Origin of the sequence: Mycobacterium farcinogenes, assembly GCF_019739075.1 — a bacterium.
Taxonomy (GTDB): Bacteria; Actinomycetota; Actinomycetes; order Mycobacteriales; family Mycobacteriaceae; genus Mycobacterium; species Mycobacterium senegalense.
Genome location: NZ_CP081673.1, coordinates 3454065 through 3479013 on the forward strand (window position 1 = coordinate 3454065; position 24949 = coordinate 3479013).

General features: G+C 64.0%; 21 protein-coding genes. 7 read left to right on the forward strand and 14 right to left on the reverse strand.

Features of this window, described 5'->3' with window-relative positions; translation table 11 throughout:
- Positions 1 to 99 precede the first annotated feature (99 nt).
- Together K6L26_RS16455 and K6L26_RS16460 are read right to left on the reverse strand one after the other, a co-directional pair.
- The gene (locus tag K6L26_RS16455; RefSeq protein ID WP_234713578.1) at positions 100 to 699 is read right to left on the reverse strand and encodes a hypothetical protein; all 600 of its coding nucleotides are present in this window, start codon (positions 697 to 699) and stop codon (positions 100 to 102) included.
- A 255-nt stretch (positions 700 to 954) separates the two neighbouring features.
- Positions 955 to 1827, reverse strand: a complete 873-nt coding sequence (locus K6L26_RS16460; protein ID WP_131722456.1) for a hypothetical protein — start codon at positions 1825 to 1827, stop codon at positions 955 to 957.
- 426 nt (positions 1828 to 2253) lie between these two features.
- Between K6L26_RS16460 and ctaE the strand changes: the two genes are divergently transcribed.
- Positions 2254 to 2850 (forward strand): aa3-type cytochrome oxidase subunit III, encoded by a 597-nt coding sequence (gene ctaE, locus K6L26_RS16465; protein WP_019348597.1) that lies wholly within the window; start codon positions 2254 to 2256, stop codon positions 2848 to 2850.
- 128 nt (positions 2851 to 2978) lie between these two features.
- Here the strand turns inward: ctaE and K6L26_RS16470 are convergent, their stop codons facing one another.
- The 3 genes from K6L26_RS16470 to K6L26_RS16480 all read right to left on the reverse strand — a co-directional run bounded on the left by K6L26_RS16470 (position 2979) and on the right by K6L26_RS16480 (position 5468).
- Positions 2979 to 3899, reverse strand: coding sequence for a M56 family metallopeptidase (locus K6L26_RS16470; RefSeq protein WP_019348596.1), 921 nt, complete (start codon positions 3897 to 3899; stop codon positions 2979 to 2981).
- Positions 3896 to 4285, reverse strand: coding sequence for a BlaI/MecI/CopY family transcriptional regulator (locus tag K6L26_RS16475; protein WP_280639560.1), 390 nt, complete (start codon positions 4283 to 4285; stop codon positions 3896 to 3898). The genes K6L26_RS16470 and K6L26_RS16475 overlap by 4 nt, the downstream gene beginning before the upstream one ends.
- 418 nt (positions 4286 to 4703) lie before the next feature.
- Positions 4704 to 5468: a response regulator transcription factor gene (locus tag K6L26_RS16480; RefSeq protein ID WP_047041111.1), complete on the reverse strand. Its 765-nt coding sequence runs from the start codon at positions 5466 to 5468 to the stop codon at positions 4704 to 4706.
- A gap of 479 nt (positions 5469 to 5947) precedes the next feature.
- Here K6L26_RS16480 and K6L26_RS16485 point away from each other — a divergent pair, with 479 nt between their 5' ends.
- The 6 genes from K6L26_RS16485 (at position 5948) to K6L26_RS16510 (ending at position 13285) form a co-directional block, all read left to right on the forward strand.
- Entirely contained in the window at positions 5948 to 8113 is a 2166-nt protein-coding gene (locus K6L26_RS16485; protein ID WP_044518568.1) for a SulP family inorganic anion transporter, read from the forward strand.
- A gap of 423 nt (positions 8114 to 8536) precedes the next feature.
- Positions 8537 to 8782, forward strand: coding sequence for a hypothetical protein (locus K6L26_RS16490; RefSeq protein WP_019348712.1), 246 nt, complete (start codon positions 8537 to 8539; stop codon positions 8780 to 8782).
- 80 nt (positions 8783 to 8862) lie between these two features.
- Positions 8863 to 10086: an alpha/beta hydrolase gene (locus K6L26_RS16495; RefSeq protein ID WP_080989476.1), complete on the forward strand. Its 1224-nt coding sequence runs from the start codon at positions 8863 to 8865 to the stop codon at positions 10084 to 10086.
- A gap of 411 nt (positions 10087 to 10497) precedes the next feature.
- Complete coding sequence (locus tag K6L26_RS16500; protein WP_074416698.1) at positions 10498 to 10851, forward strand: TFIIB-type zinc ribbon-containing protein; 354 nt, start codon at positions 10498 to 10500, stop codon at positions 10849 to 10851.
- A 501-nt stretch (positions 10852 to 11352) separates the two neighbouring features.
- Positions 11353 to 12255: a cation diffusion facilitator family transporter gene (locus K6L26_RS16505; protein WP_019348708.1), complete on the forward strand. Its 903-nt coding sequence runs from the start codon at positions 11353 to 11355 to the stop codon at positions 12253 to 12255.
- 706 nt (positions 12256 to 12961) lie between these two features.
- Complete coding sequence (locus tag K6L26_RS16510) at positions 12962 to 13285, forward strand: hypothetical protein (protein ID WP_019348707.1); 324 nt, start codon at positions 12962 to 12964, stop codon at positions 13283 to 13285.
- Between the two features lie 339 nt (positions 13286 to 13624).
- Here the strand turns inward: K6L26_RS16510 and ctaD are convergent, their stop codons facing one another.
- The 9 genes from ctaD to K6L26_RS16555 all read right to left on the reverse strand — a co-directional run bounded on the left by ctaD (position 13625) and on the right by K6L26_RS16555 (position 24891).
- A complete protein-coding gene (gene ctaD / locus K6L26_RS16515) occupies positions 13625 to 15355 on the reverse strand; it encodes an aa3-type cytochrome oxidase subunit I (protein ID WP_047040680.1) in 1731 nt (576 codons plus the stop codon).
- A gap of 217 nt (positions 15356 to 15572) precedes the next feature.
- The gene (locus K6L26_RS16520; RefSeq protein ID WP_043368143.1) at positions 15573 to 15797 is read right to left on the reverse strand and encodes a hypothetical protein; all 225 of its coding nucleotides are present in this window, start codon (positions 15795 to 15797) and stop codon (positions 15573 to 15575) included.
- A 67-nt stretch (positions 15798 to 15864) separates the two neighbouring features.
- On the reverse strand, positions 15865 to 16617 hold the full coding sequence (locus K6L26_RS16525) for a superoxide dismutase (protein ID WP_019344408.1): 753 nt from the start codon (positions 16615 to 16617) through the stop codon (positions 15865 to 15867).
- The gene (locus K6L26_RS16530; RefSeq protein WP_019344409.1) at positions 16614 to 16802 is read right to left on the reverse strand and encodes a hypothetical protein; all 189 of its coding nucleotides are present in this window, start codon (positions 16800 to 16802) and stop codon (positions 16614 to 16616) included. The genes K6L26_RS16525 and K6L26_RS16530 overlap by 4 nt, the downstream gene beginning before the upstream one ends.
- 508 nt (positions 16803 to 17310) lie before the next feature.
- Positions 17311 to 19251, reverse strand: coding sequence for a cytochrome c oxidase assembly protein (locus K6L26_RS16535; RefSeq protein WP_264010416.1), 1941 nt, complete (start codon positions 19249 to 19251; stop codon positions 17311 to 17313).
- A gap of 58 nt (positions 19252 to 19309) precedes the next feature.
- Positions 19310 to 21724, reverse strand: a complete 2415-nt coding sequence (locus K6L26_RS16540) for a heavy metal translocating P-type ATPase (protein WP_044518564.1) — start codon at positions 21722 to 21724, stop codon at positions 19310 to 19312.
- Between the two features lie 352 nt (positions 21725 to 22076).
- On the reverse strand, positions 22077 to 22766 hold the full coding sequence (locus tag K6L26_RS16545; protein WP_043369377.1) for an MspA family porin: 690 nt from the start codon (positions 22764 to 22766) through the stop codon (positions 22077 to 22079).
- A 63-nt stretch (positions 22767 to 22829) separates the two neighbouring features.
- Positions 22830 to 23510: an MspA family porin gene (locus tag K6L26_RS16550; protein ID WP_043369375.1), complete on the reverse strand. Its 681-nt coding sequence runs from the start codon at positions 23508 to 23510 to the stop codon at positions 22830 to 22832.
- Between the two features lie 706 nt (positions 23511 to 24216).
- Positions 24217 to 24891, reverse strand: a complete 675-nt coding sequence (locus tag K6L26_RS16555; protein ID WP_131721945.1) for a hypothetical protein — start codon at positions 24889 to 24891, stop codon at positions 24217 to 24219.
- Positions 24892 to 24949 lie beyond the last annotated feature (58 nt).

A 24949-nucleotide genomic window follows, 5' to 3' on the forward strand; every position in this document is an offset into this window, starting at 1 on the left:
TCAACGCATGCCAGCAGACCACCCGTAGGTGTCCCGGCCCTCGTCGCTCATGTGTGTTCTCGAACCGCGCTGCTCAGGCAGGCAAGAACGTGGCGTAGTTCATTCTGTCGGTGACGAGGGCGTCGCGGTCGTCTGTTCGGGGCCGCTGAGAATAGGTTTCACGTTGGCGCCGCGGGCCAGCCGCCACATGCCAAACCAGGCGACAGGGGCCAGCGCTATCACTGTCCACATCCCTGGAACGTAGTGCCAGGCAACATCGCTGAACCAGGGGAACACAAGGAAGTGCGCCAGCTCGGTGACACCCATGGAAGCAAAGAACGTCCACGCCAAGTAACGCCCGAACCGCAAGCCGCGTGCCATCAGGAATGGCACCACTAGCCATGCGCCGACCGAAAGGGCCAGCAGCAGCACGAGCGGAGGCGACGACAGTTCCGGTGTCGGCAACCCTGTTACTTCGGCCAGGAACCGGAAGAACCCCATCCGGTTCTCCTCGACGCGGTGCAGCGCGAATAGCAGCAGGGCGACCCAGTACGGCACCTTGATATCGGCCCAGGACCCGCGCGATGGCACCAGGAGCCACAGCAGCAGCCCGCCCACGAACCCGGCGGTGAAGACCAGCATAGTGAGCAGACCGAATGCCAGATATCCGAGCCCGAGTATCGCCGCGGTGAACGCCGCAGCGGCCAGGACCGTTGACACCGGTTTGCTCCCCTGCCCATCCACCGTAGTAGCCGAGCTCATCGCCGAAACCTCCCGGCACCGGCCACGCTGCCGATTCGGGCTGCCGGTTGCACCGCCCGTAGCGTCATATGCGTATCCTTGCATGCGTATGGTCACAGCGGAAGGAAGTGTCCGCGGCGGCGGGCTGTAGCGGTCGTCCATTTGGTTTTGTTTGCGACAGGGCTCAGATGGCGCAGTTATCCGCCGCAGTGCCGACCCGAGGAACTCAATTATCTAGCGCCAGGATGCTTTTCGGAGTCGATTGCCTAGCTTGCACGGGCTTTGAGTGGCAGACGCACAGAAGTGCGAAGGCGTAGGCTTCGCCCCATGACCGCCCAGAATGGCTCTATTGGCCCTCCCGAGGGAGCTGTCCACGTCGATGCCTGGGAAGGGCCGGCGGACGACCGCTTCCGATTCTTCCGAGGCACTCGCCGTGGTGAGCGTGCGGCCGTGGAGATTGTTGGGTTCCAGTTCGCCGACGGGCGCGTTGAGCGAGTGGCTCACCTTCATGCTGACCATATAGATCTGAAGGTGACCGACATCGAGAGTCTCGTCGCAGACCTGTCGGCTGCCAGAGATGAAATCCAGAGCCTGGAGAAGGATTGACGTTACGGCGTCAGCATTGAAAACGCCTCTTACACAGGGCTGGTGCCCACCGCGGCAAGCAGGGACCATCAGGCTGACTACCGGGTGCGTATCCCGCAGAAGGCGCGCGCTTTCGCAACCGCAGCACATTAGACGTTTCGTTTCCGCACCAGCGATTTGCGGATTGAGGTCCTCGACAAAGAGGGCATTTCCAGGGTTCGTCGTGAGCTCATGGATCCGATCCTCGCGCCGCCCACTGCGTGGTCGGCGCAATGTGGGCCAGGCGCCCCCGGGAACAACACCCTCGGCGAGGCGGTGGGTGAAATAGCCGGTGCCGCAAACCACATCGAGAACATCAGCGCCGGGCCCCGCGCCGCTGGCGATCACCAGCTCACCCCAGATTTGGGCGCGGCGGCCGAGAAACGCGATGTCGGTCAATGATTCATACAGGTAGGGATGTCGGACCAACCCGCGATCGTCATCATCGGCGATGCTGGCGTGCGGTTTGAGACTCAAAGCCATCGAGGATGCTCCCGGTGATCCACGCTTACCCCGCCGACAACGACAACCCCGCCGAGCAACACCGCCACAACCAGGACTCCCCCGCCACAGAACATCGCCACTGACTCAGCCAGCACCGATAATGCTCAGGCGCATAGGTGGGTCAACACTCGAAGAACCAACGCGGGTCAACTTCCAGAAACCACGAAGCCTTCCCGGGAATTGCTGGCATCAACGGACCCGATCCGACCACGCTCACACAGGCCCATGCCAGCACTCGGATGTCGGCGCGACAATGCGTTCCAGCCGGGCACGAGCACCACATACCGTTCTAGATTGCCTTGTGACCCACAGTAACCCGTCGCAGGCACCGCGAATCTACTATTTTAGATAGTACTATCCTGAAGCGTAGATCCGCGATCGCTCGCCCGGAATCAAAGGGATGCCATGACCTCTCCAACCGCGATCACTGCGCGCGTGCATTCACTGAATCGCCCCAACATGGTGGCGGTGGGCACCATCGTATGGTTGTCCAGTGAGTTGATGTTCTTTGCGGGCCTGTTCGCGATGTACTTCACCGCCCGCGCCCAGGCAGGTGAAAATTGGCCACCACCTCCTACCGAGCTGAACCTCGCGCTGGCCGTCCCGGTCACCCTGGTTCTCATCGCCTCGTCGTTCACCTGCCAGATGGGCGTATTCGCCGCTGAACGAGGTGACGTCTTCGGGCTGCGCCGCTGGTATGTCGTGACATTCGTGATGGGATTGTTTTTCGTGCTCGGCCAGGGCTACGAATATCTCAATCTGGTCGACGAGGGCACCACGATGGCCAGCAGCGCCTACGGTTCGGTGTTCTACATCACGACCGGATTCCATGGCCTGCATGTGATTGGCGGCCTGGTCGCCTTCATCTTGTTGCTCGCCCGCACAAAGATGAGCAAGTTCACCCCGGCGCAGGCAACCGCTGCCATTGTGGTGTCCTACTACTGGCATTTCGTCGACATTGTGTGGATAGCCCTGTTCGCCACCATCTACTTCGTTAGGTGATCCCGCAATAGGGCGCGGTGACCGGGCGTGCACGGTCTCACTGCCCTTTGCCGCCACCGAGAGCGCAGAACCGCACAGCACCACGACGACTGACCGTGCGGGGCTACCCCGCACGGTCATAGGGTGGTTCAACGATGGCAGAGCAACGTGATCACAACAGGTGCGCCAGTGATCATCGTCAACGTCCCCGACAGCGCCAGGCGGTGGACGAATTGCGACATCCATCCGACGGGTGTGCTCAAGCGAACGGCGCGAGCGGTCACGGCGGTGGCGGCGGCCCCCAGCGTGACACCCGCTACTACTGGGGAATGCCCGGCCAGCCGGGCCAGCCCGCTCAACAGCGGCTCGCGCCCGTGGCGCCGCGCGGCGGAGTCGTCGGCGCGCATCTCAACTAACGCGCCGACCGCGTGTACCGACGCCGAAAACAAGGGAAGGCGTGGCATCGCAGTCGCCAACGCCCGCAGCAGCATGAGCAACTCGGTGTGGCGACCCGCTACGTGGGCCTGCTCATGGGCGAGCAGCGCGGCCAATTCGTCGTCGTCAAGAGTCTGGACGGCGCCGGAGGTGACCACAATGGTGTGCGGTCGGCCTGCCACGCAGTACGCAGTGGGCTCGTCGGTCAGTAGGACCACCACCCTGGGGTCGTCTGTGGCCAAACCGGCAATGCGCGCCGCATCAGCATGTTCGCGGCTGCGCCTGCAGAACTGTCGTAGCGTCCCGATCACACGCCGCGCCACGATCGCTGAGGTGGCCAGCGCCGCCGCGCCGACCACCACCAAGGCCACATGACCTGCCCATCCCACATGGTTGAGCGCCAGAAGCATGTCCAGGCAGTACCTCACCCGTCCGGCGGGATGGACTGAGGCAAGTTCGCGCAACACGGTGAACCCTGCCGCAAGCCACACCCCCACGGCGAGGCCAATCACCGTTAACCACACCGTCACCGACAGCCGTGGACTGCGGCCACTGCGGGTCAGCCGGTTGAGTACGGGAGGACCCTGCCAGGTCAACACCGCGCCGTACAGCAAGAGGCAGAAGGCGGCGTTCATGACGGTGGACGTCGACGCGCCGCTTTGCGCAAAGCAGCGCGAATCTGGGCAGACTCTTCGTCGTTGATCTTGGTGAGAAAGAAGTTCAGAACAAGGTCGGCGTCTCCACCGGTGTGCAACGCCTCCCGCATGAGGTCGGCCGAACGTTCCTCACGCGTCATCGCCGGCCAGTAGCTGTAGGCCCTGCCCACCCGCTCGCGTTTCAACCAACGTTTGCGGTGCAAGTTATCCATGGCGGACATCACCGTCGTGTAAGCGATATCGCGCTGCTGCGATAACTCGTCGAATACGTCACGCACTGTTACCGGTTCGGCGTAGGACCACACCGTGTCCATGACAACAGCCTCCAAGTCGCCAAATCCTCGCTGCTGGCCCAGAACGACCACTCCCATCCCCTCGTGCCGTGCCGGCAAGACGCCGTTGCTGTGAGGCTAGCGGCTCGCCGTGCCTTGCACCATCGCTGGCCCCACCCCACACGCTGCTGCGCCGTCGCCGCAGAACCCCGAACATCACCTCACCCACGTTCTGCACTGGTGAGGTACAACTACGCACTTCGCTAGTAGGTGGTGAGCGCCCTTGCTCGAAACCCCCGAAGGCACGACATCTCGCCCCACAGCCGTGACCGGTGAAAGCGCACCCGGCGCCGACATGACGAATTCAGCGCGCAGCGCTTTGCGCGCCCGCCGGACAACAACTTACGTACAACCTGCGTAGATGGCGGTGTCGGATGTGAGCCAGCGCTCAGGATCGGGGTGGGCTAGCGATAGACTTCCGCACAGGTTTGGCAATCGCAATCCCACGCGATCATCTGAGCATGTAGCCGACGCCGCGCACGGTGTGGATCATCGGCTCGCGGTCGGTATCGACCTTTTTGCGCAGGTAGGAGATGTAGAGGTCGACGATGCTGGACTTCCCGCCGAACCCGTAATTCCACACCCGGTCCAGGATCTCGGCGCGGCTCAGCGCCCGGCGCGGGTTACGCATCAGGTAGCGCAACAGTTCGAACTCGGTGACGGTGAGGTTGATCGGCTCACCGGCCCGGGTGACCTCGCGGCTGGCCCCGTCGAGCACCAAATCGCCGACCTCCAGGGTTTCATCGGAGACCGGCGTGGTGTGGCTGGAGCGGCGCAGCAGCCCGCGCAGCCGGGCCACCAACTCCTCGAGGCTGAACGGTTTGGTCATGTAGTCATCGGCACCGGCGGTCAGCCCCGATACCCGGTCCAGCACCGAATCCCTGGCGGTCAAAAACAGCGTGGGCGTATAGCCGTCGGCCTCCCGGACCCGCCGCAGGATCTGCAGGCCGTCGATGTCGGGCAGCATGATGTCGAGCACCAAGACGTCGGGTTCGATCTCGTCGAACTTGGCTACCGCGTCGTGGCCGTTGTGCGCCACATCGACTTCCCAGCCCTCATAGTGCAGGGCCATCTTGACCAGGTTGGTCAGCGCCGGCTCATCATCGACCAGCAAGACCCGGATTGGGGATCCATCGGTGCGGTGGATTTTCGGCAGCTGTCCGAGGATGGCCTGGCGGGGTTGCTGGGCACGGGGAGGAACCGACATCGCCGTCATACTTCCATTGTGCGGGGCGCATAGACCCGAGTCACGGAGTTCATATCGAGCTCTAAGGAAACGCTGTATATATCAGCCACCGCGACCCTGCTGCCTGGGAAATAGTTTGGTGATTCATGTGAAAATTGTTGCAAACCCGACGGTTTCGACCAATGGAATGAACCGCGTAATGCTGGTGATGGGTTTGGATGCCGCCATTTCACTCTCCTATCAGGCATATTCAGCGTTCTGCGCATCCCCCAAATATTTGGGTTCTCTATGCATGCCACGCATTTCCTTGCACCTGCCCTGGGCGATAAATACCCTCGCCCTTAGCAATTGGGTGTTGCCGAGTTCCAACGGGTCCAGAAACAGGCCCGGGTTGCGCTGCGCTCCAACGCCTTTCGAAGTTGTCCACCGACAACGGCGTCAACAACTTTTGTGCGTACCCGCAATGAGGCGGGTACGCACAATCATCAACTCCAGCACGGAGGCGCGCAATGCAGCAAACTACCCAACTCGCCGAACGGGCCCGGGCCATCTTGCGATACGACCTGCCCGCCTCACTGGTGGTGTTCCTTGTCGCCCTGCCGTTGTCGCTGGGTATCGCCGTGGCGTCGGGCGCTCCGGTGCTGGCCGGCATCATCGCCGCCATCGTCGGCGGCATCCTCGTCGGCATTCTGGGCGGATCGCCGCTGCAGGTCAGCGGACCCGCGGCCGGGCTGACCGTGGTGGTCGCCGGCCTGATCTCGCAGTTCGGCTGGAAGGTCACCTGCGCCATCACCGTCTGCGCGGGCATCCTGCAGGTGCTGTTCGGACTGAGCAAGGTGGCACGCGCCGCGCTGGCCATCTCCCCCGTCGTCGTGCACGCGATGCTGGCCGGCATCGGCATCACCATCGCCCTGCAGCAGATCCACGTGCTGCTCGGCGGCAGCTCCAACAGCTCGGCCTGGGCCAACGTCACCGCACTGCCCGGAAAGCTGATCAACGCCCACGGCCACGGCGTCGTTCTGGGCGGCCTGGTGATCGCCATCCTGGTGGCCTGGCGCTGGGCGCCCAAAGCGGTGAAGAAGGTGCCCGGTCCGCTGGTGGCCATCGTCGGCGTCACCGCGCTGTCGCTGCTGCCGGCCTTCGGTGACGTCACCCGCATCCAGATCAACGGCTCCCTGATCGACGCACTGTCCCTGCCCTCCCTGCCCCAGGGCAACTGGGGCGGCTTCGCCGCCGGTGTGCTCACCGTCGCACTGATCGCCAGCGTCGAGAGCCTGCTGTCGGCGGTGTCGGTGGACCGCCTGCACACCGGCCCGCGTACCAACTTCGACCGCGAGATGATCGGCCAGGGCACCGCCAACATGGTTTCGGGTGCCATCGGCGGGCTGCCCGTTACCGGTGTGATCGTGCGCAGCTCCACCAACGTCGCCGCCGGCGCCCGCACCCGGGCGTCGGCCATCCTGCACGGGGTGTGGATTCTGATCTTCGCCGTGCCGTTCGCCGGCCTGGCCCAGATGATCCCCACCGCCGCCCTGGCCGGCCTGCTGATCGTCATCGGCTGCCAGCTGGTCAAACGCGCGCACATTGAAACCGCTTGGCGTACCGGCGATCTCGCTGTGTACGCGGTGACAGTAGCGGGTGTGGTGTTCCTCAACCTGCTCGAAGGCGTGCTGATCGGCCTGGCGCTGGCGGTCGCCCTGACCGTGTGGCGTGTGGTGCGCACCAACATCGTCTCCGAGTCCACCGGCGAGGACACCTGGCGCGTCGCCATCGAGGGCTCGGCCACGTTCCTGTCCCTGCCCCGCCTGACGAGCGCACTGGCGCAGGTGCCGACCGGCACCGCGGTGACCGTGGAACTGTCGGTGGACTTCATCGACCACGCCGCCCACGAGACCATCGAAGCGTGGAAGCGCCAGCACGTGGCCACCGGCGGCGCCGTCGACATCCACGACGTGGGTGTAGTCGAGATGGGCAGCGCCGTCGCCGGCCCGCCGATGCGCGGCTTCACCCCGTTCGACAAACGCTCCGGCGTGGTGCCGTGGAGCTCGTGGCAGCGCGAAGAGACGGCTTCGGTGCTGCACGGCCTGGCCGCCTACCACCGGCGCACCGCCCCGGTGCTGCGCCCGCACATGCAGGAACTCGCCCATGCCCAGCGCCCCGAGACGCTGTTCCTGACTTGCGCCGACTCGCGGGTGGTGCCCAACGTCATCACCAGCAGCGGCCCGGGCGACCTGTTCACGGTGCGCAACATCGGCAACATGATCCCGGCCGGCCAGACCGACCCCTCGATCGAGGCGGCCATCGAGTTCGCCGTGGACAAGCTCGATGTCTCCTCGATCGTGGTGTGCGGACACTCCAGCTGCGGCGCGATGACCGCGATGCTGGGCAAGACCGACGCCGGTGCCAAGCATCTGGAATCCTGGCTGGCCCATGGTGATCCGTCGATCACGGCTTTCGACGAAGGTAATCACCCGGTCGCGCAGTCCGCGGCCGAAGCCGGCTTCGGAACGGTGGATCAGCTGTCGATGGTCAACATCGCCGTACAGGTGCAGACCCTGCAGTCCCATCCCTTGGCTCGGCGGGTCAACGTCATCGGCCTGTTCTACGACATCGCCAGCGCCGGCGTCCTGCAGGTGACCCCCACCCAGGTCAAATCACTTGCCGGCGCCGCCTAAATGAAGCCCGCACACGGGGCTCACGCCGAGGCCGAATGCTCGCACATACGCGGATCGTCAACACACGGGAGTGGAACGCAATTCCGAAAGGTAATGGGCCGCATGCTTCGGCCCTGCGCCCCATCGACGAATGCCTCGCGCGCGGGTGGTCGCCGCCGACGCGCAGCTTCCATGCCCGCAGTCGAGGGCTTCGACACTCAACGGCCGGCCGGTGTCGCGATGTTCCTTGCGCCGTCGTGAGCGGCGCAAGGCCGATGTCATTGTCTGGCCGCCGATCCCCGCAACTACGTAGTACGGCAGTACGTATGAAGTACAGTTGTTATCTGGCCAGTTGGCGGCACAGATTTGCCAGTGCCGGACCGGTGCAAGAGGCGTTCGTCCCCGATACCGCGCGGCCTGCGATCGATCATTACGGAGGTTGTCTTGGTAGCCGAAGCGCCCCCAGTCGGAGAACTCAACCTGGTGCTCCCGCTGCGGATTGATGCGCTTGCCGTGGCGCTGCCACGGCGCTACTTCACCGAGCTACCCCGGATCTGTTCGGAGCGCCCGGCGTTCCATCGGCACTGCCTGCACATGGTTGAGCCGATGCCCGTCGATGCCCGCGCACATCACCCAGAACTCGCCAACGGCACAAACGACCTGCGACTCAACGGTGTAGCGAGGTGCTGAGCTGGGCATTGCTGTCCGGTCCGCTCCCGGTCCTGCTGCGTTTGGCCGGAATCGGAGCCGCCGCACTGCTATTGGCTCTCATGGTCATGGCGCCCCGCCGCGGGCGTACCAAGGCGGTGATGTTGGCTGCGTGCGCGCTGGTGGCTGTGGTCACCACGATCATCGTCGCCGACCTGGCACGCAACGAGTGGAAGCTGTTTCCCGACCGCCTGCAACCGCTGATATACGTGTGGGCTGGGGTGTCGGTGTTCGCTGTGACGGTCGTGGCAGTTGGTGGGTTCCTCGCCCCGGGCATGCGTCGTATGCTGTGGTCTGCCGCCGCCGCGGCGGTCGTCGTCTTGGCCTGTGCCAATCAAGTCAATGTGATATTCGCTGCCTATCCCACGCTGGCCGATGCGGTGGGGGCCCGGCGCTTCAGCTATGTCGCGCTGCCCGAAGTCGTGAAGCGTCCACCGCGACTGTTGGCCGACGTCGGCCCGCTCGCGATGCGCTGGTCACCTCCACCCGGGTTACCGCGCGGGGGCAAACTGTCTTCAGCGCCGATCCCGGGGTCGCTGTCGGGCTTTCCTGCGCGCAATGCCGAACTCTACTTTCCACCAGCCTTTTTCGCCGATCCCCGCCCCCAACTGCCAGTGCTGATTCTGGTACCAGGACAGCCCGGATCACCGCAGGACTGGCTGCGCGGCGGCAAACTCGTCCAGATTTTGGATGAGTTCGCGCGAGCCCACCGCGGTCTGGCGCCGGTGGTAGTCGTCGTCGATGGCACCGGGAGCCCTTTCGGTAACCCTCTGTGTTTGGATTCGCGGCTCGGCAACGCCGCCAGTTACATCGCCCGCGACGTCCCGGCCTGGATCAAGGCCAATCTTGCTGTCGATCAAGAACCGCAAGCGTGGGCCGTCGGCGGCGCCTCCTACGGAGGAACCTGCGCGCTTCAGCTCGCCACAAATTACCCTGACGTCTACCCCACCTTCCTCGACATATCCGGGGGCCCTGAGCCCAGCTTGGGCGATCAGTCTCAGACCATCGCCGAAGCATTCGGCGGCGATAAGGCAGCGTTCCAACGCATCAACCCGTTGGATTTGCTGCGTGCGCGCCGCTACCCCGACAGCGCAGGAGCGGTGGTGGTCGGCGCCGATGACCGTGACACCAAGGCAGAAGTCCGCGCCGTCTACGACGCCACCCGGGCTGCTGGCATGGATACCACGTACCGCGAAGTGCCCGGCGGTCATGACTGGCAAGTGTTCTCCACCGCCTTGATGCGTGAATTACCTTGGCTTGCACAACGAACAGGGCTCACGCAGTAAGAAAACTCCGCGTCGCCGGTGACGATCGTCGACGAACGTGCAGGCGCAGTTCGTCGCGGACCGACGTAGAGCGGCTGGATCGGGTTGCCGGCGGACAAGCCGTAGGCAGGTCGATGACAGTTGCCGTCGCCCGGGGTTGAAGGCAGAAATGTGTCCGGCCCCGCCGAAATTGGCGACCAAACGTGATCCACCGAGAGCGCTGAAATCAATGGGCGCCAACGCAACCCCCCAGAACGCGTTGAACCGGCCTTCATCGTCACATCGTCACCTGCAGGTGACCGCAGGAGTGCCCCCGCGCTCGGTTATCCGCCGGCCCGCTCGGGAAAGTCGATTCGGTGGGTCGCGGCGCAAATGCGTACGCGCGCATAGACTGACGGTGTTGATGACAACCGATACAGAAGGGGGCCGAAGATGACACAGTCATCGAGTTCAGTGCCTTCCGGAGGCGGCGGAGCAGCAGTGCTCTGTCCGAAATGCAGCTCACAGATGTTGGCGGTGCAACGGTTCGGGGTGGAGATCGACCAGTGCACCGGATGCGGCGGAATATTTCTCGACCGGGGCGAGCTTGAAGTTCTCGCGCAGGCCGAATCGAAGTTCTATGCCGCTGCTGCCCAACCGCCGGCTCCGTCGGCACCGCCGCCGCAGCAGTATCCACCACCTCAGCAGTACCCACCGCAGCCCTATCAGCAGGGCGGCTTCCTCGGCTCCTTGTTCGGGGGCGGAGGTTACGACAGCCACCACGGTCGCCGATACGGGCACCACTGAGCACAGCGGTGGATTCTGTAGGGGTGCTCTGCAAATAAAGCCAGAGGTAACCACGGCGGACGTATTGTCCAGTCAGTCGGCCGGGGGTTCGATCACCGCAGTAGAGCGGGGCGGCCGCCCGCTGCGGCGGACGCTCCCGGCCAGGCCCGTGACGGGTTGCACGTGGATCCCGACCGCGGATTCTTGCGACATCGCAGTCAACGAGACGATGGCCATCGCGGAGTTGACCGACCGTGTGTGTGAAACCGTGCGGTGATGTCCCTACCGACTGCTGGTGCTGGTCGGCGCCACGTTGCTGGGCTGGTCCGGTCAGTCGAGATCGCTTTTTGAGGTGCACAACGGCTTTCGATGTTGGTGCGCGTTACCGCAGTGCCAATTCGATCCCCGTGATCCCATGACAGCGAGCGGGCGACCATTAGGATTGGCCCACTGGACGAGGCAGTCAAGACCGCCAAGAGATTTCACCGCGGGCCCTGTCCGCGTTTTTTAGGGAGGCGGGTCGTGGGGCAAGGACAAGAGCACGGTTCGGCCGTCTCGGCGAGCGCCAAACACGTCAAGCGGTTATGGGCAGCGCTAGCGCTCACCGGGGGCTACCTCTTGGTCGAGCTGATCGGTGGAATCATCACCGGCTCGCTGGCTCTGATATCTGATGCCGCGCACATGGGCACCGATGTACTGGGGATCAGTATGGCGCTGGCGGCGATCTACTTTGCTCGGCGCCCCGCAACCGGTCAGCGGTCCTATGGCACCTACCGGCTGGAAGTGCTTGCCGCACTGGGCAATGGTCTGCTGCTGTTCGGTGTAGCGGGCTACATCCTGTATGAGGCATACGAGCGGTTCCGGGAGCCGCCGGACGTCCTGGGTGTGCCGATGCTCATCGTTGCGGTAGTCGGGCTGGCGGTCAACGCCACGAGCTTCTGGCTGCTCACCGCTGGGGCCAAGGAGAGCCTCAACGTCAAGGGCGCCTACCTAGAGGTGCTGTCGGACATGTTGGGCTCGATCGGCGTGATCGTCGCGGCGGTCATCGTGACCGTAACGGGGTGGCGGTATGCCGATCCGATTGTCGGTGCCGCGATCGGCCTGTTCATCTTGCCCCGCACCGCTGCGCTGATGCGCGAGGCGTTTTGGATCATCATGGAGTTCGCCCCGCGGGGGCTCGACGTGGACGAGGTCCAACGCAAGCTGGAGAAGGTGTCGGGTGTGCGTGCCGTACACGATCTGCACGTCTGGACGCTGACCGCGGGTATGGAAACCGCAACGGCGCACATCGTGGTTGCGCCCGACGGTGAGTACGCCGCCGTTCTGCAAGCGGTGCGCGACGTGTTGGCAAGCGAATACTCGATCACTCACATCACGATGCAATGCGAACCGGAGGGCTTCAACGAGACCCCATCCTCGATCTGAGACCACCCGGTAGACGGCCTCATCCTGCATCCCGCACACACGCTATTCCCCGCTGGTTGGGCGGGGCCCCTGGGGCTGCGCTTGGCCATCCGCATGGGCGAGCGTGTGCCGGCAGTCTTGACGATCACTGTGATCGACTGCCGGCGCCGATCCTCCGTTGTGAGCACCGCCGTCGTCGGACTCGCGGCAACCTCCTTGCCGACCGCGAGATTTGCATCCCCGCTTGGTGCCAACAACAAGCCGGAGGCCCGCCATCACCGGAGCTATCCCCTGCGAACTTCGGGTTGAGGTGTCGCATCGAAATGGCCAATGAGTGACCGATAATGCGTCGTTGCAGCATTGGGACCAATTGACGCAGTGCTATGACGTTCATCCACATCACCGGTCGCGTCGCGGAAAAGTGCGGACCGGCTGATTACCTCGACGGTCGCCAGGAGCTTGGCCCAGGAGCGCATCCGGTTGCAGGCCAGGATTTTTCACATATTTTGACACCGCCGAGCAGCCAATTGTTGGTTGTTGACACGTTGTCGACAGGACGATGATTTACGAATGCTAGGTAAATGATATGCGTCTGTATTGTTCGGAGCCGTTAGAAAGGCATTCGATATGAATATCGCATTGGTTGGCCGACCTGAACATATTCTGGCCACGAGGTTAATGGCCCAGGCAATGCGTCGGTTGAACCCCGACGAAAGGAGAAATCTCGATGACCTATCGAAAGCGCCGTAAGACAACGTCACTTCTTGTCGGCGCCGCGGCGAGCATCGTCGCGGTGGGCCTGGCGGGCCCGGCCGGAGCGGCGCCCACCGCGCAGCAGAGTGCGCAGGCCACCATTGGCATGTTGCAGGCGCAAGGCTTCCACGTCATGATCAGCAAGATTGGCGACGGGCCCATCGACCAATGCACCGTGAAAGCTGTCCGCCCCGGACGTAAGGCGTCTCAACTAACGAATCCGCCCATCCGGGCGGGCGTTCGCAATCAACCTCCGGCATCACCAACCGTCTACGTCGACCTTGCCTGCAAGCCGTAGGGCCGTGAGTCCCCGACTCTTGCAGCGCGAGTCAGGGCGGGCGCTATCGGGGCCGTGATTCCTACACCGGTCACCATCACCAAGTCCAAACGGCGTTACCTGTGGCCGAGTCGATTTCTATAGTCCTTCTCGGCCGTACACGATGCGAAATCTATTCTGCGATTGCCCGATCCGCCGCTGTGATGCCGGCGGTTCGGGCATCGCCGTTGAATCCCGGATTTTGTTTGCGGGTTGGCCCGACCGTTGCCATGTGTCTGAGGTGTTGACACTCATCCCGAGAGGTGTTGAGCGGGCACTGGTTTCGATTGTCTTCTGGCCTCGCACCGACTGTGGTGCGGCCTATGCAGAGGTGTGCGCGTTGGGTGTGAGCTCTGGGTGATGCGTGCGGCCCACGTGGGCCTCGGCGCGCATCCGCTCGACCATGTGCGGGTAGTGCAGCTCGAACGCCGGGCGCTCCGAACGGATCCGGGGCAGCTCGGTGAAGTTGTGCCGCGGCGGCGGGCAGGAGGTCGCCCACTCCAGCGAGTTGCCGTAACCCCAGGGGTCGTCGACCGTCACGGGCTCGCCGTAGCGCCAGCTCTTGAACACGTTCCACACGAACGGCAGCGTCGAGATGCCCAGGATGAAGGCACCGATCGTGGAGATCACGTTGAGCGTGGTGAAGCCGTCGGTGGGCAGGTAGTCGGCGTAGCGACGAGGCATGCCCTCGTTACCGAGCCAGTGCTGCACCAGGAAGGTGGTGTGGAAGCCGATGAAGGTCAGCCAGAAGTGCAGCTTGCCCAGGCGCTCGTCGAGCAGACGTCCGGTCATCTTCGGGAACCAGAAGTAGATGCCCGCATAGGTGGCGAACACGATGGTGCCGAAGAGCACGTAGTGGAAGTGCGCGATGACGAAGTAGCTGTCGGTTACGTGGAAGTCGATCGGCGGGCTGGCCAGCAGCACACCGGACAGGCCACCCAGCAGGAAGGTGATCAGGAAGCCGACCGAGAACAGCATCGGCGTCTCGAAGGTCAACTGGCCCTTCCACATCGTTCCGATCCAGTTGAAGAACTTGATGCCGGTCGGGACCGCGATCAGGAACGTCATGAAGGAGAAGAACGGCAGCAGGACCGCGCCGGTGGCGTACATGTGGTGCGCCCACACCGCGACCGACAGGGCCGCGATGCTGATGGTGGCGTAGATCAGGGTGGTGTAACCGAAGATCGGTTTGCGGCTGAACACCGGGAAGATCTCGGACACGATGCCGAAGAACGGCAGCGCGATGATGTACACCTCGGGGTGACCGAAGAACCAGAACAGGTGCTGCCACAACAGGACACCGCCGTTGGCCGGGTCGTAGATGTGCGCGCCCAGGTGGCGGTCGGCGGCCAGGCCGAACAGCGCGGCGGTCAGGATCGGGAACGCGATCAGCACCAGGATCGAGGTCACCAGGATGTTCCAGGTGAAGATCGGCATCCGGAACATGGTCATGCCGGGCGCCCGCATGCAGACGATGGTGGTGACCATGTTGACGCCACCGAGGATGGTGCCAAGACCACCGACGGCCAGACCCAGGATCCACAGGTCACCGCCGGCACCCGGCGAGTGGATGGCGTCGGTCAGCGGCGAGTAGGCCGTCCAGCCGAAGTCCGCGGCACCGCCCGGCGTAATGAAGCCGCCGAGGGCGATCAGCGCGCCGAACAGGAACAGCCAGAACGACAGGGCGTTCAGCCGCGGGAACGCCACGTCGGGCGCGCCGATCTGCAGCGGCAGCACCAGGTTGGCGAACCCGAACACGATCGGTGTGGCGTAGAACAGCAGCATCACCGTGCCGTGCATGGTGAACAACTGGTTGAACTGCTCGTTGCTCAAGAACTGCAAGCCGGGCATCGCCAGTTCCGTACGCATGAACAGCGCCATCAGTCCGCCGATGAAGAAGAAGGCGAAGCAGACGACGCAGTACATGATGCCGATCAGCTTGTGATCGGTCGTGGTGATGAGCTTGTAGATCAGGTTGCCCTTGGGGCCCATCCGTTCCGGAAAAGGACGACGTGCCTCGAGTTCTCCGATTGGGGGCGCTTCGGCTACCAAGAGATCCTCCGTAATGATCGATCGCGGGCCGTGCAGTATCGGGGACAAGCGTGTCTGCAACCGCGATCAGCGCTCGCAGTCTCCGTCACCACCTCGCTGATAACAACTGTACTTCATACGTACTGCCGTACTACGTAGTTGCGGGGATCGGCGGCCAGACAATGACATCGGCAGTGCGCCGCTCACGGCGGCGCAGGGCACATAATCACTTCCCCACTCACACCGTGCGATCATCCACGGAGCTGCGAGCATTCCGCGTTTCTGTGAGAACGCCGGCGACCATCACGGTCAGACTGGCCACGGGCTCGCTGACCTGTAGCGGTGATCCGCCCAGGACGTACCGGCGGAACACGTTGCGGCTGATGCCGTAGTAACGGCAGGTGGCCGCGCCGGCACGACCACACATGCAGCGCTGCGGTGCGCACAGGTGCGTCAGCGGCATCAACGACGCCCGAGCGCAGATCGGCCAGGAAGGACCGCGCGTCGGTAGGGTCCTGGTTTTTACCACGTCAGGGGAAGATCAGGCCGGATGATCGGGACACGGCGAGATCGAATCGACGTTGAACGTCAGGCCAGTTGACCACATTCCAGAACGCCGCCACGTAATCGGCGCGGACATTCTTGTATTGGAGATAGTAGGCGTGCTCGAAAACATCCAACCCCAGGAGCGGGATGATGCCCAGCGGCACGTTCGACTGTTGGTCATACATCTGAAAAGTCAGCAGCTTTCGCCCGAGGGTGTCATAGCCCAGCCACGCCCATCCCGATCCCTGTACGGCGTTGGCGGCGGCAGCGAACTGATCACGGAAAAGGGTGAAGGAGCCGAAGTGCTCGTCGATAGCGGCCGCCAGCGGCCCCGCCGGCGTGCCGCCGCCGTCCGGGGACAGGTTCTTCCACCAGATGCTGTGGTTGATGTGTCCCCCGAGGTTGAAGGCGAGATCCTTCTCATGCAACACGATCGCGGCGTAGTCGTTGTTGTACCGCGCGTCGTCGAGCTGTTTGAGGGCCGTGTTGGCACCGTTGACATAGGTCGCGTGATGCTTGGCGTGATGCAACTCGTTGATCTCACCGGAAATATGCGGCTCTAGTGCACCGTAATCCCAGTCGAGGTCGGGCAATGTATAGACCGGCTGGCCTCCCCTACCCGATAGTTCTTGTGGAGAGGAGTTTTCGGCGCAGGCGCCGATCGTCAGCAGTCCGGCCGCTGCGGTCGTCAGCCCGACAAACTGGCGGCGGGACAGGTGAGCGTCGATTGATTTCACGGTGCTTCCCCAGTGCCTGCAGCGGTCTGGGTCCAGATCCCGACCGCGCCACGCCAGTTCGGCGTCGCATCGGTGAACATCACCCGGGTGGCTTCACCGGGTGCGGTGGCCGGACCCACGACCGTCACCGCGAGGTCCAAACGCAGCGTCCGCTCGGCCCGAACCTGCTCAGAGCGCTGCCGCATGTCACCGGTGCTGCCGGAACGCAGTTGATCGCGCGATAAACGAATCCTGCGACTGGGGCGCTTCGGCCACCAACACAACCTCCATAACGATCGATCGCGGGTCGTGCGCCGTAGCGTCAGACCATCTTGCCCGCGCAGAAGAGGAGCACCGACCTGCAACCCGTTCTACTATACAAGTACGTACTTCGCACGCGCACAGTTCCACACAGCGTGCAGGAGTCCTCACCCATCGGCTGAGGCGGTCATGGGCGGGGGTTTTTTTGCGCGCCTGCAGTCAGCACCGCGCACCGAGGCGGCTAGGGCGTCAGACGATGGCACTCGGGCAAAGGTACTTGCTCGGCGGTGAACACAGATGGCATCGGTGCGGGCGGGATCGGTGGCGGCTTATGGCCCGGCTGCCAGCATCTGAACGAAACGATGCGATTGCGGCGCCCAGGCGGCGACCACACGCCGCAACTAGGCAGGCTTGCCGGCTGCGCACCTCTGGTAGCGGTGCCAGAGCTGCGATTCAGCGCCGGTTTCGGGCGAGCTCACGCAGCATCGCGTTGTAGGCGTCGAGTTCGTCGTCGTACCCGCGGTCGCTGTGGCGGTCGTCTCGCGCGCCCGCTCGGCGGTCTTGGCGTGCCCACTGGGTCACCAGGGCGATCACCACGATGATCACCGGCAGCTCGCTGGAACCCCATGCGATGGCGCCGCCGAGGTGTTGGTCGTCTGAAATGTTTTGCAGCCAGGGCAGATTGACGGACCGGTAGAAGCTCTCACCCAGCGATGAGGTCATCGTCATCGTGGCGATACCGAAGAAGGCATGGAAGGGCATCACGGCGAACAGGAGCCCGAGCCGCCCCAGGAAGGGCAGGCGCCGCGGTCCGGGGTCGATGCCGATGATGCCCCAGTAATACAGGTAGCCGGTGAGCAGGAAGTGCACGCTCATGAGCTCGTGGCCCCAGTGATACCGGATCAGGGTGTCGAACAGGGGGGTGAAGTAGACGAGGTACAGCGATCCGACGAACAGGAGGAACGCCGTGACCGGGTGCGATAGGAACCGGGTCACGGGCGCGTGCACGAACCACACCAGCCACTCGCGGGGTCCAGGCGTTTCACCTTTCGGCGCGGTGGGCAGCACCCGCAGCGCGAGGGTGACGGGTGCGCCGAGCACCAGGAGCACGGGGACGAACATGTTCAGCGCCATGTGTTCGGCCATGTGGACGCTGAACATCGCTGAGCCGTAGGCCCGCACTCCGGAGCTCGTGGTGATCAGCAAGGCTGCGCAACCCAGGGTCCAGGCGATGGTGCGTCCCACCGGCCAGTGATCCCCGCGGCGGCGCAGCAGAGCCACGGCGACGACATAGCTCAGTGCAGCCACGATGGCCGCGGTCCCGATAAACGGGTCGAAGCGCCATACCGTCAGCAAGCCCACGACGTCGGGCGCATCGGTGAGCTGGTAGCCCAGGAAAATGTCCCACGTCGAGAACTCCTGCGTGGCAAACCGCGGCGGGATACTGGTCGAGGCCACCGCCACCGCCGCACCGGCGACGACCAGCGCGACCGCAGACCCAATGTCGACCGGGCCCGCCCGAGCGCGGCCAAACGCTAACAAAGCACCGTCAACGAGCAGTACCAGCATCAGCATGGCCCCCGCCGCCAGCACTGCCCACCCGTATCTGGAATCCCAGATCGGCGTGCCCCCCAATCCCAGGGTCGCCAGCAGCAGACCGTAACCCACAGCGACTGCTGCGCACACGACGTGCAGGACCCGGATTCGGTGCGGAACGTCTCGGTTGAGGGCCGCCACCATCGTGGTGCCGGTCAAGACCGCCAGCGCCAGCGCAAACACGATCACAGCGCTTGTCGCGATGTCGTGATCGGGGCCCTGCCCGGCATTACCGGTCACCGGCACCGCAACCACGGCGACAGCGGCAGGCATTAAGGCCAGGCAATGACCGATCCAACGCAACGTGAATCGTATCCATACGGCCAGCACGACGGCGCAGCCCGCAGTGACGCACCATCCCAGCGCGGCCTCTGACGCCACGATCGCATTGACGAAATCGACTCGGCGGACCAGTTTTCCGATCGGTATCCCGGCCTCGGCCGCCGAGACAAGCAGCACCATCGCCACTGAGCACACCGCCCACAGGATGGCCACGCGTTCGATCCACCTGTGAACACCAAACGCGGCGACGTCGATGCGGCCGCTGGCACTGGGCTTGGCGGTGACCACGATCCACACGAGCGCACCCAGACAAAACGCGCCGGCCAGCGTCGCTGCCCAGTATCCGACCAACTGGCCCGTCGTCGTCACCGGCCCGAGCGCCACGATGCCGGCGTCGCCCACCGTCGCGACACCTACCCTGGGGACCACCATCACCAGCATCACCGCGACGACCGGCACACTGCCCAGCACAATCCACCGGCTAACCGCAGTTGCCGACATGTGCGCGCCTGTCATTGCTCCCCCGCCGGATCCGACCGGCCCGCGAATCCCACCAGCTGCAGGTCTGGTTCCATCAGCCTTGCTCACGCAACGCAAGAAGCCGCAGCGCGTTCGCCACCACAATGAGTGTGGACCCCTCATGGATAAGCACCGCTGGACCGATACCCAGACCGAAGATCGTTGCGGGAATGAGCAGAGCCACCACGCCTAGGCTCGCCCACAAGTTCTGCGCGATGATCCTGTTCGATCGTCGGCTGATCTTGACGGCGAACGGGAGTGCTTTCAGATCGTCAGCCATGAGCGCAATATCGGCGGTTTCCAGCGCGACATCGGATCCCGCAGCCCCCATGGCGATTCCGACGTTTGCTGAGGCCAGCGCTGGGGCGTCGTTCACACCGTCACCGACCATCGCCACGAGGCCGTACTGGTCGCGTAGACGCTTGATCTCGGTGACTTTGTCTTCGGGCATCAGGTCGCCCCGAGCCTGCAGGATGCCGATCTCGGCCGCGACCGCGTCGGCTACTCGCTGATTGTCACCGGACAACATGACCGTGGTCTTGACGCCGAGCTGTGTGAGGCGCCCGACGACATCGACAGCTTCGCCGCGCGCGGTGTCCATGACCCCGATGGCACCAAGCCACCTTCCCCCAGCACGAACCAGCATGGTGGTGCGGCCGGATCGCTCCAGCGCCGCGATGTCCTCAGCCATCGTGGCGGGCAGCTCGTCGGCCTCGTCGAACAGTTCCCGCTTGCCGATCCGGACTTTGACGCCCTCCACGTCGGCGGTCACGCCACGGCCGGTCACCGCTTGTACATCGGTCGCGCGTGGAAGCTCGTTGTCGCCCAACAGAGTCGAGCCGTCCCGCACGATCGCGCGTGCCAGTGGATGATCGCTCTGTTGTTCCACAGACACGGCGATCGCCAACAGTTCAGTGCGGTCGGCACCGTCGGCGACGACGACGTCGGCGATACGTGGCATCCCTTGGGTGAGGGTTCCGGTCTTGTCAAACGCGACAGCATCGACGCGGCCCAGTGTCTCCAGGGCGGCGCCACCTTTGATGAGGACACCGCTGCGGGCAGCGCGGGCGACCGCCGACAGAACGGCACTCGGTGTGGCGATGGCCAGGGCGCACGGACTGGCCGCGACCAAGACTGCCAGCGCCCGGTAAACCGTCGCGCTGAACGGCTCGTCGATGACCCACCCAGCACACAGCAACAAGCCCACCACGACGAGCACGGCCGGCACGAAGACCCGCTGAAACCTATCGGTGAAACGCTGGGTGGGAGACACCTCAACCTGAGCCTCAGACACCAGCCGGACCACGCGCGACAGCGTCGAGTCGGCCGCGAGCCGGGTGACCTGGATCTCGATGGCGCCGGCACCGTTGATCGTGCCGGCATACACCCGCGAGGAGCTGTCCACCTGCTCGGGTGCGGCTGAGGCCTGGCGCACATCGGTAACGGGCAGTTTGTCGACTGGAACACTTTCACCAGTGACGGGTGCTTGGTCCACGCTGCTCGTGCCGGCGACGACGAAGCCATCGGCGGCGATACGCACGTTGGGCCGGATTACCACGACGTCACCGACCCGCAGCTGCTCGACGGGAACTTCGACGGTTTCGCCGGTCCGGTCGCGGCGCACGAGGGCCGTCTTGGGAGCAAGATCGGCCAGAGCCTCGATGGCGCGCCGCGCGCGCCCCATCGCGTATCCCTCCAGGGCATGGCCGATGCTGAACAGGAACAGCAGCAGCGCCCCTTCGGCGACCTCGCCCAACGCGGCCGCGCCGGCGGCCGCCACCAGCATCAAGAAATCGATCTCGAAGCGCTTGGCGCGCACGCTCTGCCACGCTTCCTGCGCGGTGAAGAAGGCACCGAGTACGAAAGCGAGCCCGTAGAAGACCATCTCCACGCTGCGCGGCGTATCGGCAAACGATGCCAGCAGGAAGCCGGTGAGCAAGGATGCGCCTGACAGGCCGGCAAAAATCAGTTCACTGCGTTCGCCGAAGATCATCCCCCAGCCGTGCTCGTGATCACCGTGGTCTTCCTCGACCGGGGCGGCGACAGGCGAGGGGGTATGGCCACCGGTGATGACGGCCACCAGTTCGTCGGCAGTGATCCGGTCACGCTCGAACTCGATTCGCAAACCGTCGGTCTCGGTGCTGGTCTCCACCACTCCGGGCAGCGCATCGAGTCGGCCGACCAGCGATTGAATGTCTCCCGGACGCGCGGCGAGGTCTGCAGCGGCCCAACGCAAATGCCCGTACTGGGCATCGATATTGGACGCGATGCGGCGGGTGTGCTGCTCGACATCGGCGGCGGTCATCGCCGAGTCGTAGTGCACGCACAGCCTCGACGTGCCGGCGTCGGCGAGCAGGTGGGCATGCTCAATACGGGAATCGGCCGTCAGATCGCGCACTAATCGGTCAACGCAACGATCGTCACTGTCGGGCAGCAACCCGTCGATGTCCAATGGCAGCTTGTCAGTCATCGCCCCATCCCCCAGGCCGCGGCCCTTCGCAATTCATGCATACATTGCAATATTACGATAAATTGGCTAGATGGCAATGCCTCGCCAACCTGTCCGGACCGGCAACGTCGACAGCAGGCGGGCCACCAACTACTGAGTAAGATAGTAGCAACGTGACACCACCTTTTCGACTCCCGGCAGCCATGCGATAGCCGCGCCGGCGGGATGCTGGGTCGCGCTTGGCAATTGGGGCAAGCCGACGTTCAGCAAGGGTGTGAAGCCCGCACGACGGCCCCGGCATGCCGGTGATCGGAGGGCTGATTGACCCGCGGACACACATCCGAGATTGCCGGCGATCGCCCAGAGCCTGAGGTCAGACGGTTTTGGTCACGCCGTAATAGGCGACGATGTCTTGGGTGCCGGTGGTGGCGCTGGTCAGCTTGGCATACGACCGCAGAAACGACTGCCCGACGCAGCCGTCAATCTTGATGTGTACATCTTTGAGCGTGACGCGAGACTTCGTGCCCTCGAACTTCTTCTGGGTGACCGACACGTTGAGCACCTCGCCAGGCTTGGGTCTGACTTCCACGTTGCCCTGGATGGGCACGCTGATGCTGCCGAGGCCGGACCGGCTGATCGATGACGTCAGGCCAAGGCTGCCGGTCAGGCGCACAGCGCTCAGTTCGATACCGCAGCCAATCTGATACCCCGCTTCTAGGGTGCCGCCTTTCAAGGTAGTGCGGCCCGCACCCTCGACGCTGCCGGTAAAGGTGCCGCCGGCCAGGTACTCACGCGAGGACAGCGCGGTGGTCAACGGCGGGATCGGCAACTGGGTCTCGCCTGTGGCGGCCAGTTTCAGGGTCCAATCGTCCGGTGTCGTGACCACAGTGGGTTCGCCGGAGGCCACGATTCCACTGTCTGGTGGTGGGCCCTGTTCGGCTTGGGGTGCAGAGGCAGCGTCAGCGGGTCCGGGCGGTGGGGCGGGTTCGGGAGCGGCCAGGACGGTTGGTGCCATGATCACCAGTGCACTGGCTGAGACTAGAGGGGCAAGAATTTTCAGCATGGGGTGTGTGAGACCTCTCGGTGCGGAATCGACAAGAGCGAGTTCAGGTTTGGATGACCGATGTCACACGGCTTTGGTCACACCGACGTACGAGACGACGTCTTGGGTGTCGGCCGTGGCGCTGGTGAAGGTCGCGTAGGACCGGATGAACGATTGGCCGACGCAGCTATCAATTTTGATGCGAAGGGCTGTGATGGTCACGCGGGCGGAGTCGCCCTTGTAGTCCATCTTGGTGACCGGGACGATGGTTGTGGTCCCCGGCTTGAGGGTGGGGCGGATCTGGGCGAACAGATTGCCCCCCAGACTGGGCGAGCCGCCCAGGCTTCCGGACGGGGTGAGGCTGCCGCCAAATCGTGCATCCACTACGTCGGCATTGACGCCACAACCGATCTGGTAGCCCGCTTCGAGAACACCACCGGCCAAGGCGGCTGTCCCGGCGCCCTTCACCGTTCCCATAAAGCTGCCACCGACCACGTACTCCCGCGACGACAGGGCGGTCGTCAGCGGCGCCACCGACTGCTGCGTCTCGTCGGAGGCGGCGACCGACAGAACCCAGCCTTCGGGAGTCGTCAATACGCCTGGCGCGGATGAGGGAACGGCTCCGCTGGCCTCGACGGCAGGTGCTGCGCCGTCGGCGGCCGGCATCACGGGAACTGGTTGTCCCTCTGTCGGATTGGCACCAGCCAACGGCGTTGCTGCCGCCAGAGAATAGGCAGCAGTAAGTGCGGCAAGAGTTTTCAACATGGTGCGGCTGCGCCTCTCGGTGTGTGGCAACGATGCGTTGGGAACGTAACAGTGGGCGCAAAGTCGTGTCACTACCGATGACGGGTTCAGCCATTAAACACTTGGGAGGTCACGCTTCTGCTGGGTTAACGACCGGGAAACGCAGGCGGGTGATTCACCGTCCGTTGGGGTTACACATAGGGGACGCATCGGGTTCAGGTCGCGTCGGGGACCTCAGGCCGCATCGGCGCTTCCGACCCCCCAGCCCGTGGTGGACCCGACAGGCGTGATGGGAACCAACACCTTTCGGCCGGAAACTCACATCCCAGACCGGTCATCGGGTTGTGAAATGCAAAGGTATTACACATCGTCTATACACCTGAATCGTGGGTTCGCCTGTGGTAAAACACCGTAGAGTCGCGTCGGGCAGTTGTTGCACCGATGCCTTATCGGCCATCTCACCCGGCGAACCACGGCGTGCATTCTCGGTAGTGACCGCACGGGGAATTGACGGTTGTTGCGCCACACTCGTGTTCAGTGGCTGCGCTGCCACATCTGCGCGCGTGGGCAGCGGCCACACCGCGCAGGCCGACGCCGGTCTGTACCGGAGACTCGGTTAGTAGTGGCCGGCGGCGGCGACCCGGCTCGATCGAGGACTATTCAGCATGGCCGCGGTCGTGACGCTTGGTTGTGGTGGGCAGGCAAGGTGCTGTCTCGCGCTGCAATGTCAGCGGCCGGTGTGAGTGCGAGGGCCGCTGAGGATGACGCGTACGGCGATCTGGCTGATGGCAGTGTCGATGTGCACTGCGATGTGCTCCCGGGCTGCCATCTCCACATTGGCATGTCGACTGACGGTGACGACGTGATCGAGTTCGGCGATCCGCAGCCGACGGCCGCTGCGGATCGCTTCGACCTCGACGGCGAAAAGCAACCCTGGCGGCGGCGATGGCGGCGAGAGAAAAAACCTGGAGTTCAATGATTCCAGCAGGCAGTGTATCTGGTACTCCTGGCGGCGCTTTTGCTTGATAGCCTCGCGAATCCGGGGCATGCGACGTCGGTCGCCGACGGCGCCCAGGTGTCTACGCAGGAGATAGCAGTCATGGGCCAATTCCACATCGACGGCCTCCTGCTGGTCTTCCAACAGCGCGCGATAGTACAGAGCCTGCTGCAGCTCTTGCTCGCACACGAGACCTGCGACCTCGCCGAGCTCGTCGATGTTGGCACCGGCGCGGTGGTGGGCCCTCTCGCCCTGGCGGGCCCGCGGGTGCTGCAGCGGCGTCGCGGCATCCTCGACGCTGTACAGACGAGGCCCCAGGGGGTCAGTACCTTGAATCATCGGGATCTGCCCGAGGGGTACCTGCCATGATTGCCGAACACGGGTAGCGTCCGACACCATCGCCATGACGTCATTGTGCCGACCACACTGGCGGTGGTCGCTGAATTCATATCAACCTCTTGGA

Excerpts from the sequence above, each read along its gene's own strand:
- K6L26_RS16460 (WP_131722456.1), bottom strand. The coding sequence starts at position 1,827 with ATGGCTTTGAGTCTCAAACCGCACGCCAGCATCGCCGATGATGACGAT.
- ctaE (WP_019348597.1), top strand. The coding sequence starts at position 2,254 with ATGACCTCTCCAACCGCGATCACTGCGCGCGTGCATTCACTGAATCGC.
- K6L26_RS16470 (WP_019348596.1), bottom strand. The coding sequence starts at position 3,899 with ATGAACGCCGCCTTCTGCCTCTTGCTGTACGGCGCGGTGTTGACCTGG.
- K6L26_RS16480 (WP_047041111.1), bottom strand. The coding sequence starts at position 5,468 with ATGACGGCGATGTCGGTTCCTCCCCGTGCCCAGCAACCCCGCCAGGCC.
- K6L26_RS16485 (WP_044518568.1), top strand. The coding sequence starts at position 5,948 with ATGCAGCAAACTACCCAACTCGCCGAACGGGCCCGGGCCATCTTGCGA.
- K6L26_RS16495 (WP_080989476.1), top strand. The coding sequence starts at position 8,863 with ATGGTCATGGCGCCCCGCCGCGGGCGTACCAAGGCGGTGATGTTGGCT.
- K6L26_RS16500 (WP_074416698.1), top strand. The coding sequence starts at position 10,498 with ATGACACAGTCATCGAGTTCAGTGCCTTCCGGAGGCGGCGGAGCAGCA.
- K6L26_RS16510 (WP_019348707.1), top strand. The coding sequence starts at position 12,962 with ATGACCTATCGAAAGCGCCGTAAGACAACGTCACTTCTTGTCGGCGCC.
- K6L26_RS16520 (WP_043368143.1), bottom strand. The coding sequence starts at position 15,797 with ATGCCGCTGACGCACCTGTGCGCACCGCAGCGCTGCATGTGTGGTCGT.
- K6L26_RS16530 (WP_019344409.1), bottom strand. The coding sequence starts at position 16,802 with ATGCGGCAGCGCTCTGAGCAGGTTCGGGCCGAGCGGACGCTGCGTTTG.
- K6L26_RS16535 (WP_264010416.1), bottom strand. The coding sequence starts at position 19,251 with ATGACAGGCGCGCACATGTCGGCAACTGCGGTTAGCCGGTGGATTGTG.
- K6L26_RS16540 (WP_044518564.1), bottom strand. The coding sequence starts at position 21,724 with ATGACTGACAAGCTGCCATTGGACATCGACGGGTTGCTGCCCGACAGT.
- K6L26_RS16545 (WP_043369377.1), bottom strand. The coding sequence starts at position 22,766 with ATGCTGAAAATTCTTGCCCCTCTAGTCTCAGCCAGTGCACTGGTGATC.
- K6L26_RS16550 (WP_043369375.1), bottom strand. The coding sequence starts at position 23,510 with ATGTTGAAAACTCTTGCCGCACTTACTGCTGCCTATTCTCTGGCGGCA.
- K6L26_RS16555 (WP_131721945.1), bottom strand. The coding sequence starts at position 24,891 with ATGGCGATGGTGTCGGACGCTACCCGTGTTCGGCAATCATGGCAGGTA.